Genomic DNA, 13,950 nt, shown 5'->3' on the forward strand with positions numbered 1-13,950 from the left:
ACCCGCCATCGCCATTTCGTGATAAAATAACCCCTAGTAACTATTGAAGGGAGTACACGATGACATTCTATACTTATGGGTATCTAACCAATCATCACAACACCTGGCAATACGCCCGCATCGGCCTATTAATTGCCCTCTTGATTGTTTTCATTGGGTTGTTCGTTTACTACTTACGCCACCGGTGGAACGTTAAATATAAAGATATGAGTATTATTACCGGGACCCTGCTTTTACTCGTGCTGGGGTTTCAAATCAACAGTCTGGTCTCCCTACGGTCGGCAACCGAACAGACCGGTGAGATTACCAGTACCGTCACGACCGTCGCCAAGCAACTCCACGTAAAACCCGCGCAGTTGGCGGTCAACGCGACCAATACGAATACCAATTTATTGATCAAGGCCCCGCAAGGCTACTACCGGTTGGATTACAACGCCGATGGGTCCGCCTACGTTTTGGAAAAGGTCCAGTTACATCGGCCTAAAATCACACTTGTAAAGGAGTAAGCTATGTTCGTTTATTCAGACGTTTTTATTAAGCTGCTGGTTGGTTTTATTTTCATGACTCTCCTGATTAACTTTTCGGGGAAGGGTAATCTGGCCCCCACCTCCGCTATTGACCAAGTGCAGAACTATGTTTTAGGGGGAATCGTTGGTGGGGTCATCTATAACTCGGCCGTGACCTTAATCCAGTTCATTATGGTATTGCTGATTTGGTCACTGCTTATATTGGTCACCCGTTACCTCAAGATTCACGTCCGGGCCATTGGTAAATTCATTGACGGCGGCCCCATCACGGTGATTCGCAACGGTCAGTTACTCGTCCATAACTGTTTAAAGGCCAATCTATCCGCCAAGGAAATTGATTTCAAGCTCCGAACGGCGGGCGTTTACCAGATTGATGATGTTAAACGGGCTATCGTCGAGCAAAATGGGAGTCTGACCGTGCTTCGGCAGGGTGACGGCTCCATTCGCTATCCCGTCATCGTGGATGGCCAGATTGACTACGACGTTTTGGAATTGATGAGCCACGATGAAACCTGGCTTCTGGCGCAGCTGAAGCAACACGGCGTTCAGAACGTGCGGGACGTCTATATGGCTAAATACGAGAATCACCAGTTTGAGATTACCCGCTACGACGAAGCCTAAACCCTTTAGTAAATTTAACAGTCAACGTTTTGTCCTAAAAGTGGTACGCTAGACTAAAAGGTAAGGAGATGACCGGCATGGCCGCGGATCGTTTAAGTGAGTATTGGGATATTTATAATCGGCGCCTACAACGCGTCGGCCAACAACAGCGACGTAATCCCGTGCGAGCCGGGGAATTTCACCTGGTCGTGGACGCATTTATTTTTAATCCAGCCGGCGACGTGCTCTTACAAAAACGGTCGCCCAACAAGCTGAACTTTCCCGATTGCTGGGACTGCTCTGTTGGGGGTTCCGTGGTCGCTGGCGAAACCATTACAGCCGCCATGCACCGTGAAATGTCGGAGGAACTGGGACTCGATTTGCCGGTCACGCCGGCGGATAACTACTTACTCCAGCCCCATTCTCACTGGATCGAAGCCTGGTTCGCCTTTCAAACAGACCAACCAGCAAGCGCACTGACGATTCAAACGGAAGAACTCCAGCGAGTCGCCTACTTTGATCTGCCAACCGCCCATGAACACCTCAAACAAATTGGCTTCAACGCCTACACCCAGGAACTTCAACGCGCCTGGGCGCACATCCAGCAGCACAGTCAAATTAATTCGTGACATCAAAAAAGGTATGGCTTCGTCAACTGACGGCCATACCTTTTATTTCCCTACTCTTTGGCGTTGCTAGTGCTTATCTTGCTTAGTTGGCGTTTGCGAACGCCCTAGTCGCAGCGCTGCCAATAATGTTCCTAACCAAAGCAATGGTGTTACTGATTGTCGTCGCGGGACTCCCCCAGTCCGCAATGACTCGCGTGTGTCTTTAGGTGGTGATTCACCGCGCTGCCCGGTCGTTATCCCAGCAACCGGTTCCGGCGGATTTTTTGGTTTCATCGTCAGCCTCCCATAATTTTCAAAATTTTTGTCTTTCGCTACATCAGGTAATCATTGGATTTATATTCTGCTCAACACCTATCTTTTCAGTAATGCCTAACCCTTCTATTCTGCGTGTTACCCTGCTAGTTCTGACGCCGTTTCCGGTTGACCAATTTCCAGCCACCTAACGTGATGACCGTTAACAGAGCCCCTAGCCAAGCGGCAGATGACTGCTGTTCGTTGGCCTGCGGCAAGACACCACTTGTGGTAGAACCGCCAGTTGGGTTGCTGCTGTGGCCGTAACTGCCTGATCCACTGCCACCAGTCGAGCCAGTTCCACCGGTTGAACCTGACCCGCTGTAACTTACCCCAGTTGGCGCATCGTCGTTGGTCGATGCCACGCCACCCGTTAAAGTATCAGCCGCCGAGCCCGTAACGTTTTGGTCACCCGTATCATCAGTGTTCTCAGTGCCAGTCACGCTACCTGTTTCGCCGGTTACGCCGCTGCCAGTGCCATTGTCAGTTGCTCCCGTGCCAACGTCAGTCGTGCCATTACCCGAACTGGTATTGTTCCCGGTTCCGGTGCCACTGTTGGCATTGCCAGTGCTGTGATCATTACCGTTGCCAGTGTTCCCACTGCCCTGGTTGCTGCCGTTGCCATTAGCATTACCCGTATTGGAACCGGAGCCGCCGGTACTACCGTTGTTGCCATTGCCGGTGCCGCCCGTGTTGCCGTTACCGGTGTTGTTGCCAGAGCCACTACCGTTGCCAACGCCGGTGTCATTGTTGTTACCTGTATTGGAACCATTACCGCTACCAGAGCCATTTCCGTTGCCAGATTCATTTCCGTTGCCAGAGCCATCCCCGTTACCAGAACCGTCCCCGTTACCAGAACCGTCCCCGTTACCAGAACCGTCCCCGTTACCAGAACCGTCCCCGTTGCCAGATCCATCTCCGTTACCGGAACCGTCCCCGTTACCGGAACCGTCCCCGTTGCCAGAACCGTCCCCGTTGCCAGAACCGTCCCCGTCACCAGAGCCATCCCCGTCGCCAGAGCCATCTCCGTTACCGGAACCATTTCCGTTACCGGAACCGTCTCCATTGCCAGAGCCATTTCCATTACCAGAGCCGTCCCCGTTGCCAGAACCGTCCCCGTCACCAGAACCGTCCCCGTCACCAGAACCGTCCCCGTCACCAGAACCGTCCCCGTCGCCAGAACCGTTCCCGTTACCAGAACCGTCCCCGTTACCAGAACCGTCCCCGTTACCAGAACCGTCCCCGTTACCAGAACCATCCCCGTCGCCAGAGCCATTCCCGTTACCAGAGCCATCCCCGTTACCAGAGCCATCTCCGTTACCGGAACCGTCCCCGTTACCGGAACCGTCCCCGTTGCCAGAACCGTCCCCGTTGCCAGAACCGTCCCCGTTGCCAGAACCGTCCCCGTTGCCAGAACCGTCCCCGTTGCCAGAACCGTCCCCGTTGCCAGAACCGTCCCCGTTGCCAGAACCATTTCCATTGCCTGAGCCATCTGTACCGGTATCATTTTCATCCCCGTCATTGCCGTCGCCAGAACCAGAACCGCCATCGCCGGAACCATCCGAACCGTCAGAACCATTGTCCTCACCGTTACTACCGCCGTTGCCAGGACCGCTACCACCAGGGCCAGTCACATTGCCATCGTTACCCCCGCCTGATCCAGATCCGCCATTTCCGTTGCCAGAATCGGAACCGCCATCGCCATTCCCGTTGCCAGAACCACCATCGCCGTTCCCGGTGTCAGAACCACCATCGCCGTTCCCGTTGTCAGAACCACCATCGCCGTTCCCGTTGTCAGAACCGCCATCGCCGTTCCCGGTGTCAGAACCGCCATCGCCATTCCCGGTGTCAGAACCGCCATCGCCATTCCCGTTGCTAGAACCACCATCGCCGTTCCCGGTGTCAGAACCACCATCGCCGTTCCCGGAGTCGGAACCGCCATCGCCATTCCCGGAGTCGGAACCGCCATCGACATTTCCGTTGTCGGAACCACCGTCGCCATTCCCAGTGTTCGTGTCGCCATCACCGTTATTATTACTGCCATTGGAACCGCTATCATTTTCATCCACTTCGTAAACAAAGGTCACGGTCTGTTTCTCTTCGGTAAAGGTTCCACTAGCTTGGCCGTCAACCTTCTTCAGTTTGTACCCAGCAATTTTCTTTTCCTCTGCCGTGTACGCCACCCCAAGATTATCTGCTAACACAACGTCTTCGCTCAGTGCTTTCCCAGCTTCATCAACGTATGAGACCGTCACTGGCGCTGGATAAACATCTGATGAATAGGTGTCAATATACGTCCAAATGGGTTTGCCGTCGTCCCCCAGCACTTCGCCAATCATGGCATACCGATCATCTTGGCCGACGTTGGCAACCTTCCCCTCACCAATTTTATCCGTCGCTCGGACTTTTTCCTGAACGGCTAAATTCTTAAAGTCTAGTCCCAGGTCTTGCTTATTCGCCGTTGCCTTGCCCCCGCTGAACCGGGGCTTGTAGAAACGCGTCGTTGCTTGCCAGTCCCCCAGCTCGTTGCGATATTCTTGGTAGTAGGAGGTGATGCCAAATTCTTGGGCAGCGGTCATCTGTTTCTTCGTACCGTCGACCCAGATAAAGTCGTTAGCCAAATGAGCGTTGACTGTCTGCCCCTTCAGCCGGCTGTTATCGGTGATAATCTGGCCGGAAATTTTCAAGATCTCAAAGCTCGTGCCCTTCAGTGGTGAAAAGTCTTTGATCCGACATCCTTCAAGCTGAAGCACCGACAGTTCGGGCAAGCCAGCCAACGAGCTAACATCCTTAATCATGTTGTTACTCAGGTTAATCGCCTTTAATTTATGGAGCCGTTCGAGCTGCTTCAAACGGGTGATTTTCCCTTGTGCCTGGCAGATGGGCTTTTGACCAACTGAGAAATTACCCTTATCATCAAAATTCCGAATGGATCCATCTAACGAAAGCTCTTCCAGGTCGGTGAAGTACTTCAACCCATTCAAGGTAAATTCTCCGGTTGGGATGTTCGTTCCATAAATCGTATTATCGGTTGTAATGGCCAGCCGTTTGACATGGGCAACGTCTCGAACCTTAACTTCCGAGAAATCTTTCCATTTTTTACGACTCTGATTTTCGTTGTTAAGCGCTTGCAAAACGATTTCTTGTAAATAGGTGTTAGTCATTTCCTTGTCCAACCGGTCGCCGGGTTTTAAATCACCCGTTTCGACCACGCGGTGTTGGGCGTCCAATGTTGCGGCAAAGACGTGCTTACTTTGGTCATCCGTCATCAGCATTCCGGCCCCCACCAGAGTCGCTGCCGCCGTTAACCATAAACTTGTGCGTACGTGTTGTGTCATTATCTTTTCCCCCAAAGTTTTTAAATTTAATTGTCTGTTGTTCTCTCTCCGATAACCAATATCCTATCAGGTTGATACGCAGAAGGAAACACAATTCGTTGTGCACAATCAAAAAAGGAAGCACCGCCTTCGAACGGTGATTCCCTTTTTTTAATTAACGTACCGTAATTGCCCGTGAATGCCGGGATTGGTACACCTTCATAAAGTTTGACGATTTTGTCCAATAAGTTTTATTTGGCCAGCTCTTTTTCATGTACGGATCAGCAACTAAGAATTGACCGTGCTGATACCCAACGAGCGCTAAAACGTGATAAGGACGGAATCCCTGCATGCGCCAAGCCCCTGAGAAAATCACGGCATTGCCGCGTTTGATTTCCGTGATCAGCTGTTGCTTGCTGGCACCGGTAATATTTTTGGCCTGCGCATCATACGTTTTGGTATAGGCCGTTAGCGGTTTGGGATAAATGGTCCGGGTCTCCCCTGGACGACTCTCCGTGTACGGATTACCCACGAATCCTTTGCTAGGGGTCTTGGCCTTGGGCATCTTAGTGATGATGGTCTTCGGGCTCGTCTTGGTCGCAATTCCCTTGACCGACAGCGCCATCTTCATACTAGCCGCCTCGCACGCATTGGGCGCGTACAACGGGTAAAGTTGACTGGTGTAGGTGTACGGCAAGACATAACGACTGGTGGTCTTCAATCCTTGAGCGTTGAGCCAACCGTAATTGTGCCCGCGGCGGCTGATCTGAAAGTACGTGTCGTTCCCTTGCTTGGCTACCCGATCCACTTGGACCAGTTGACCGCTCAACTTTCCCGTCTTGCCCAACGCTTTAGCTTGCTTGGTGTACGGCTGGTTCCATAACCGCCAGCCCTTGCTCCGGACGATGCGGGAATTGTAGGTCCGCCCAGATTTGACGGTATAGCTACTAGCACTGGCCGCTTGACTCAGTCCCAATAATCCAAAAGCAACGACAAATCCGGTAAAAATTTTTGGCCACTTTGACATGTTCATTCTCCTATCTCTTACTGTACGGCAACGGCGAAATGTTTGTAATTATAACTCCGCGCAAATTTCTTGGCGCTGACCCAATATTTGCCATGGTTCGGGTCGGCCACGTGGTACGCCCCAGACTTATAGCCATCGAGCAGCATGACGTGGCTGTTGTTGATGCCAGTCCCCCAGAAGTAATGGCCATACTGGGCCTTAGCAAAGTGCAAGGTCACATAGACCACAACGGGGTTATGTAGCCGGAGTTGCGCGCGTAATTCGGCTAACTTGGCACCACTAATATTCTTAACCGGCTCGTACCGGTTCCCCCACTTAGCTAACGGCTTCGGGAAAATGGATTGGAACACCCCCGGCGTGACCTTATAAGGACTCCCAGCAAACCCATTATTGGGATTATTATTTTTACTACGAGGTAGGTGTTTCATAAAGGCCACTAGGCCGGTGGAGGTCAAGACACCTTTGTAGTGTAGACCCTCAAGTAAACTGGCAGACTCGCACCCCATCCAGGCCTTCACCGCCTGCTGACTCACATAAGGAGCGCCAAGTTTAACGGTCTTGGGCGTCTTGAGGTAGTGCGCCCAGACCCAGCCACTCACCGTCTTTTTAGTTTTGGAACTGGTCGACGTCACGTAGTTATACCGATACTGCTTGCCATTCGCCTTTTGAATAACCGCAGACTTGCTAACGATCCAAGCCGTGTGCGGGTAATTCTTTAACTGATGAGTCGCCGTTAAAGTTAACGCCTGCCCAGTGATCTTAAAGGCGTATAACTTGCCTTTAACGTTACCGGTCACTTTACCAGACCGCGTCACCGATTTTTGTGAAACAAGTTGCTGGTTACTAGCGGCTTGTGCGGTTGCGCCCAGCCCCAAGACTGCTAAACTGGCAGCAAGTCCTAAACTAAGTTGCTTAAACATGTGCGATCTCCTAACTTAAATTTGGAATAATTGCGCCATCATGGCCGAACCGTCAGAAGCGAAGCTAAAGCCCACTTGGCTGTAATGCGCCCAGGTATTCAGCTCCGTACTCCGGTGCAATTTATCAACGGTCATCAACTCGTTGACAGCCGTCTGGGCAGTGCCTTTGTAGGTGATGTTCCCCTTGGCGTTATAGACCAGCGTGGCACCAAGGCCCCCAACCATCATGCCGGCTGGCGTGTAGTAGGCGGGTAACTCCGCCATGGTCTCGGCATAACCGCTCATCTTGGCGTTGTAGGATTTACCGTTAGGACGAACATGATCGTCACGAATCCAGAGTTCATGCGCGCGGACGTTCACCTTTTTCAGCAGGCTCTTCCGGTGCTTCAATGGTTGAACCCCTTGCTTCTTCCGGTAGGCGTTAAACTGCTTAAGATAACTCGCAGCGACTTTTTTATTGAGGACGGACTCCTTCACATAGGTCACGGTCACCTTGGTAGGCACTTGACTGTATTTGTAGGCCTTCTTCAATGAAAACGGCACGTAGCCTTTGATTTTCTTAACGTACCCGGTGCCGCCATTGCCAAAAGTCCCAGTCCCACTAGCACTAAACTGACTGCCATAAGCCTGAACCGTGGCACCGGTCGTCGTAATTTGCTTGGCAGGTTTAAGTGTCTTGCCCGTCGTTGATTGGTAATGTACGGTCATCTGTTTTGCCGGTTGCGTCGTGGCTGCGAGTCCGGTAGTCGTACCGAGCAAGCCCAGTAACAAGCCAACCGCAATTCCCCATTTAGTTGTCAAAATTTCATCCTCCTTAAAAATAGTTACAGCTAAAGTATACAGCCGGTAACACAAGGAAGACAAGGCTTCCCATAACATTAACTGCTCTTATCCCAAGTTATTCACCCTGTGGCATTTGTTACGGTATTCTGCCTTTCGTTCCGCATTAGAACAATGCACAGCACCCAGTGAATCAAGAAGATTTTGATGTCGCTTCACCACGCCATGCCTTGCCGCTTAGCTGGCAACAACGAATTTAAGAATTCAAAAATGATTCAAAAGCGACGCGCAAAATCTGCGCAACCTTTTCTTTAACCCTAGTCCAAATAAAAAAGGAACCACACCGGAATACGACTCCAGTGCGGTTCCTTCTAGACGAAAATGTGAAAAACTTGCTGATAAGCCGCTTATTGGATTTGAACCAACGACCTCTTCCTTACCATGGAAACGCTCTACCTTCTGAGCTAAAGCGGCATAAGTCCATTATCGCGAACTTCGCAGAAAATGGCAATAAAAAAAGAACCCAATCACTGGGTTCCTTACGTTTGCGTGGCAACGTCCTATCCTCGCAGGGGGCGATCCCCCAACTACTATCGGCGTGCTAAAGCTTAACTTCCGTGTTCGGCATGGGAACGGGTGTATCCTTTAGGCTATCGCCACCACACTATAAGAGAACTTATTCCCTCAAAACTAGATATCATCAAATTATTTTCTATAGAGAACACCACGTTTTTCAACTTGGTTAAGTCCTCGACCGATTAGTACTGGTCCGCTTCACGTCTCACAACGCTGCCACTTCCAGCCTATCTACCTGATCATCTCTCAGGGGTCTTACTTCCATATAGGAATGGGAAATCTCATCTTGAGGCGAGTTTCACACTTAGATGCTTTCAGCGTTTATCTCATCCATACATAGCTACCCAGCGATGCGCCTGGCGGCACAACTGGTACACCAGAGGTATGTCCATCCCGGTCCTCTCGTACTAAGGACAGCTCCTCTCAAATTTCCTACGCCCGCGACGGATAGGGACCGAACTGTCTCACGACGTTCTGAACCCAGCTCGCGTACCGCTTTAATGGGCGAACAGCCCAACCCTTGGGACCGACTACAGCCCCAGGATGCGATGAGCCGACATCGAGGTGCCAAACCTCCCCGTCGATGTGGACTCTTGGGGGAGATAAGCCTGTTATCCCCAGGGTAGCTTTTATCCGTTGAGCGATGGCCCTTCCATACGGTACCACCGGATCACTAAGCCCGACTTTCGTCCCTGCTCGACCTGTCTGTCTCGCAGTCAAGCTCTCTTCTGCCTTTACACTCAATGAATGATTTCCAACCATTCTGAGAGAACCTTTGGGCGCCTCCGTTACTTTTTAGGAGGCGACCGCCCCAGTCAAACTGCCTACCTGACACTGTCTCCCACCACGATAAGTGGTGCGGGTTAGAGTGTTCACACAGCGAGGGTCGTATCCCACCAGCGCCTCACTCGAAACTAGCGTTCCGAGTTCTACGGCTCCGACCTATCCTGTACAAGCTGTGTCAACACCCAATATCAAGCTACAGTAAAGCTCCATGGGGTCTTTCCGTCCTGTCGCGGGTAACCTGCATCTTCACAGGTAATATAATTTCACCGAGTCTCTTGTTGAGACAGTGCCCAGATCGTTACGCCTTTCGTGCGGGTCGGAACTTACCCGACAAGGAATTTCGCTACCTTAGGACCGTTATAGTTACGGCCGCCGTTTACTGGGGCTTCATTTCTGGGCTTCGCCGAAGCTAACTCATCCACTTAACCTTCCAGCACCGGGCAGGCGTCAGCCCCTATACGTCATCTTACGATTTTGCAGAAACCTGTGTTTTTGATAAACAGTCGCCTGGGCCTTTTCACTGCGGCTACACTTGCGTGTAGCACCCCTTCTCCCGAAGTTACGGGGTCATTTTGCCGAGTTCCTTAACAAGAGTTCACTCGCTCACCTTAGGATACTCTCCTCGACTACCTGTGTCGGTTTGCGGTACGGGTAATTAATTACTAACTAGAAGCTTTTCTCGGCAGTGTGACATCTGGCACTTCCCTACTAAAATTCGGTCCTCGTAACGCCTTGTCCTTAGCAATAAGCATTTAACTCATCACCAGACTTGACGCTTGAACGCACATTTCCAATCGTGCGCATACCATAGCCTGCTGCGTCCCTCCATCGTTCAAACATAATTAACTAGTACAGGAATATCAACCTGTTATCCATCGCCTACGCTTCTCAGCCTCGGCTTAGGTCCCGACTAACCCTGGGAGGACGAGCCTTCCCCAGGAAACCTTAGTCATTCGGTGGATCAGATTCTCACTGATCTTTCGCTACTCATACCGGCATTCTCACTTCTAAGCGCTCCACTAGTCCTTACGATCTAGCTTCGTTGCCCTTAGAACGCTCTCCTATCACGTGACCTAATGGTCACATCCATAATTTCGGTAACATGCTTAGCCCCGGTAAATTTTCGGCGCAGGATCACTCGGCTAGTGAGCTATTACGCACTCTTTAAATGGTGGCTGCTTCTGAGCCAACATCCTAGCTGTCTATGCAACTCCACATCCTTTTCCACTCAGCATGTATTTAGGGACCTTAATTGATGGTCTGGGCTGTTCCCCTTTCGACGGTGGATCTTATCACTCATCGTCTGACTCCCGGATATAAATCAGTGGCATTCGGAGTTTATCTGAATTCAGTAACCCATGACGGGCCCCTAGTCCAAACAGTGGCTCTACCTCCACGATTCTTAATTCCGAGGCTAACCCTAAAGCTATTTCGGAGAGAACCAGCTATCTCCAAGTTCGTTTGGAATTTCACCGCTATCCACACCTCATCCCAGCATTTTTCAACATACACGGGTTCGGTCCTCCAGTGCGCTTTACCGCACCTTCAACCTGGACATGGATAGGTCACCTGGTTTCGGGTCTACATCAATTTACTGAAACGCCCGTTTCAGACTCGCTTTCGCTACGGCTCCGGTCTTTACACCTTAACCTTGCAACTTAACGTAACTCGCCGGTTCATTCTACAAAAGGCACGCTATCACCCATTAACGGGCTCTAACTAATTGTAGGCACATGGTTTCAGGAACTATTTCACTCCGCTTCCGCGGTGCTTTTCACCTTTCCCTCACGGTACTGGTTCACTATCGGTCACTAGGGAGTATTTAGCCTTGGGAGATGGTCCTCCCGGTTTCCGACCACGTTTCACGTGTGTGGCCGTACTCAGGATCCTGAACTGAGGGCCAACGATTTCATCTACGGGGGTATCACCCGCTATGCCACGCCTTCCCAGACGTTTCGATTATCATTGACTTTGGTAACTCAAATGTTCAGTCCTACAACCCCAACAAGCAAGCTTGTTGGTTTGGGCTATTCCCCGTTCGCTCGCCGCTACTTAGGGAATCGATTTTTCTTTCTATTCCTGTGGGTACTTAGATGTTTCAGTTCCCCACGTCTGCCTCAATTCAAGTATGTATTCCCTGAATTGTAATAGTCGGTTAAAACTACTGGGTTTCCCCATTCGGAAATCTCCGGATCAAAGCTTACGTACAGCTCCCCGAAGCATATCGGTGTTAGTCCCGTCCTTCATCGGCTCCTAGTACCAAGGCATCCACCATGCGCCCTTCATAACTTAACCTAACGATTACTTCGTAATCGTTGATTAATTGAGTATTAGCGATAAAAACTAATTAAAAACTCAAAAAAATTCGCAGTGTTCTCGGTTTAATTATTAATAAAAATAATTATTAGAAAATATTTGATAATATCTAGTTTTCAAAGAACAAGTTAGAGAGGTAAGCCCCTCAAAACTGACCATTGTTTCGACAAAGTATGTGTAGCCTCCGTATATTCCTTAGAAAGGAGGTGATCCAGCCGCAGGTTCTCCTACGGCTACCTTGTTACGACTTCACCCTAATCATCTGTCCCACCTTAGACGGCTGACTCCCGAAGGTTATCTCACCGGCTTTGGGTGTTACAAACTCTCATGGTGTGACGGGCGGTGTGTACAAGGCCCGGGAACGTATTCACCGCGGCATGCTGATCCGCGATTACTAGCGATTCCAACTTCATGCAGGCGAGTTGCAGCCTACAATCCGAACTGAGAACGGCTTTAAGAGATTAGCTTAGCCTCACGACTTCGCAACTCGTTGTACCGTCCATTGTAGCACGTGTGTAGCCCAGGTCATAAGGGGCATGATGATTTGACGTCATCCCCACCTTCCTCCGGTTTGTCACCGGCAGTCTCACCAGAGTGCCCAACTTAATGCTGGCAACTGATAATAAGGGTTGCGCTCGTTGCGGGACTTAACCCAACATCTCACGACACGAGCTGACGACAACCATGCACCACCTGTATCCATGTCCCCGAAGGGAACGTCCTATCTCTAGGATTTGCATAGTATGTCAAGACCTGGTAAGGTTCTTCGCGTAGCTTCGAATTAAACCACATGCTCCACCGCTTGTGCGGGCCCCCGTCAATTCCTTTGAGTTTCAACCTTGCGGTCGTACTCCCCAGGCGGAGTGCTTAATGCGTTAGCTGCGGCACTGAAGGGCGGAAACCCTCCAACACCTAGCACTCATCGTTTACGGCATGGACTACCAGGGTATCTAATCCTGTTCGCTACCCATGCTTTCGAGCCTCAGCGTCAGTTACAGACTAGACAGCCGCCTTCGCCACTGGTGTTCTTCCATATATCTACGCATTCCACCGCTACACATGGAGTTCCACTGTCCTCTTCTGCACTCAAGTTACCCAGTTTCCGATGCACTTCTCCGGTTAAGCCGAAGGCTTTCACATCAGACTTAAGAAACCGCCTGCGCTCGCTTTACGCCCAATAAATCCGGACAACGCTTGCCACCTACGTATTACCGCGGCTGCTGGCACGTAGTTAGCCGTGGCTTTCTGGTTAAATACCGTCAACTTCTGAACAGTTACTCTCAGAAGTGTTCTTCTTTAACAACAGAGTTTTACGAGCCGAAACCCTTCTTCACTCACGCGGCATTGCTCCATCAGACTTTCGTCCATTGTGGAAGATTCCCTACTGCTGCCTCCCGTAGGAGTTTGGGCCGTGTCTCAGTCCCAATGTGGCCGATTACCCTCTCAGGTCGGCTACGTATCATTGTCTTGGTGGGCCTTTACCTCACCAACTAACTAATACGCCGCGGGATCATCCAGAAGTGATAGCCGAAGCCACCTTTCAAACAAGAACCATGCGGTTCTTGTTGTTATACGGTATTAGCACCTGTTTCCAAGTGTTATCCCCTGCTTCTGGGCAGATTTCCCACGTGTTACTCACCAGTTCGCCACTCGCTTCAATGTTAAAATCAGTGCAAGCACGTCATTCAACGGAAGCTCGTTCGACTTGCATGTATTAGGCATGCCGCCAGCGTTCGTCCTGAGCCAGGATCAAACTCTCATCTTAAAGATGATGCTTGAATAGCTCATCGATTGTTGTTACTTTTTGTTATAAAAGCGAATTGACTTCGCAAATATTGTTTGGGTTTGATACCAAGTATCAAACCGCCCTACACATATTTGGTTTGTCGAAACAATGTTCAGTTTTCAAAGGTCTACCAGCTATCTGCTCTCGCAGACAACTTAATCATCATATCATTTAACTGATTTGATGTCAACAAGAAGTTTGATTTAACAACGTTTCTCGTTGACGGTTACTTCCAACGAAGCAACCTAGTTAATATATCATTTTGTTGTCATGCTTGTCAACAACTATTTTCAATCTTTCGAATTGGTCTAGTTGGTTAATCGCCGTGACAACGTATATAACTATACCAACCACAGCCCACCCCGTCAACTAAAAACTGAAAATAAAACAATCTT

The 13,950-nt window shown here is 50.3% G+C and carries 7 protein-coding genes, 1 tRNA gene and 3 rRNA genes; 3 read left to right on the forward strand and 8 right to left on the reverse strand.

The window, feature by feature from the left end:
• The first annotated feature begins 59 nt into the window (after nucleotides 1-59).
• The 3 genes from ACEPST_RS02845 (at nucleotide 60) to ACEPST_RS02855 (ending at nucleotide 1,756) form a co-directional block, all read left to right on the forward strand.
• A complete protein-coding gene (locus ACEPST_RS02845) occupies nucleotides 60-506 on the forward strand; it encodes a DUF3290 domain-containing protein (RefSeq protein WP_204121569.1) in 447 nt (148 codons plus the stop codon).
• A gap of 3 nt (nucleotides 507-509) precedes the next feature.
• Nucleotides 510-1,148 (forward strand): DUF421 domain-containing protein, encoded by a 639-nt coding sequence (locus ACEPST_RS02850; RefSeq protein WP_204121570.1) that lies wholly within the window; start codon nucleotides 510-512, stop codon nucleotides 1,146-1,148.
• A 77-nt stretch (nucleotides 1,149-1,225) separates the two neighbouring features.
• Nucleotides 1,226-1,756, forward strand: a complete 531-nt coding sequence (locus ACEPST_RS02855) for an NUDIX hydrolase (protein WP_204121571.1) — start codon at nucleotides 1,226-1,228, stop codon at nucleotides 1,754-1,756.
• 398 nt (nucleotides 1,757-2,154) lie between these two features.
• On the opposite strand, the gene ACEPST_RS02860 is transcribed toward ACEPST_RS02855, so the two are convergent.
• From ACEPST_RS02860 to ACEPST_RS02895, 8 genes are all read right to left on the reverse strand, one after another.
• Nucleotides 2,155-5,385, reverse strand: coding sequence for a MucBP domain-containing protein (locus tag ACEPST_RS02860; RefSeq protein ID WP_395390489.1), 3,231 nt, complete (start codon nucleotides 5,383-5,385; stop codon nucleotides 2,155-2,157).
• Between the two features lie 154 nt (nucleotides 5,386-5,539).
• Entirely contained in the window at nucleotides 5,540-6,391 is an 852-nt protein-coding gene (locus ACEPST_RS02865) for a C39 family peptidase (RefSeq protein ID WP_204121573.1), read from the reverse strand.
• A gap of 17 nt (nucleotides 6,392-6,408) precedes the next feature.
• Complete coding sequence (locus tag ACEPST_RS02870) at nucleotides 6,409-7,311, reverse strand: C39 family peptidase (RefSeq protein WP_395390490.1); 903 nt, start codon at nucleotides 7,309-7,311, stop codon at nucleotides 6,409-6,411.
• Between the two features lie 15 nt (nucleotides 7,312-7,326).
• Nucleotides 7,327-8,112: a CAP domain-containing protein gene (locus ACEPST_RS02875; RefSeq protein ID WP_239064526.1), complete on the reverse strand. Its 786-nt coding sequence runs from the start codon at nucleotides 8,110-8,112 to the stop codon at nucleotides 7,327-7,329.
• A gap of 380 nt (nucleotides 8,113-8,492) precedes the next feature.
• Nucleotides 8,493-8,565 (reverse strand) — tRNA-Thr (locus ACEPST_RS02880).
• A 73-nt stretch (nucleotides 8,566-8,638) separates the two neighbouring features.
• Nucleotides 8,639-8,755: ribosomal RNA gene (gene rrf / locus ACEPST_RS02885) — 5S ribosomal RNA — on the reverse strand.
• A gap of 74 nt (nucleotides 8,756-8,829) precedes the next feature.
• Nucleotides 8,830-11,748 (reverse strand): 23S ribosomal RNA (locus tag ACEPST_RS02890).
• Nucleotides 11,749-11,968: 220 nt separating this feature from the next.
• A 16S ribosomal RNA gene (locus ACEPST_RS02895) occupies nucleotides 11,969-13,534 on the reverse strand.
• Together the 16S, 23S and 5S rRNA genes with 1 tRNA gene alongside form the textbook arrangement of a ribosomal RNA operon.
• Between the last annotated feature and the right edge of the window lie 416 nt (nucleotides 13,535-13,950).

The sequence above is a fragment of the Levilactobacillus sp. FUA 3915 genome (assembly GCF_044053135.1).
GTDB lineage: Bacteria > Bacillota > Bacilli > Lactobacillales > Lactobacillaceae > Levilactobacillus > Levilactobacillus lanxiensis.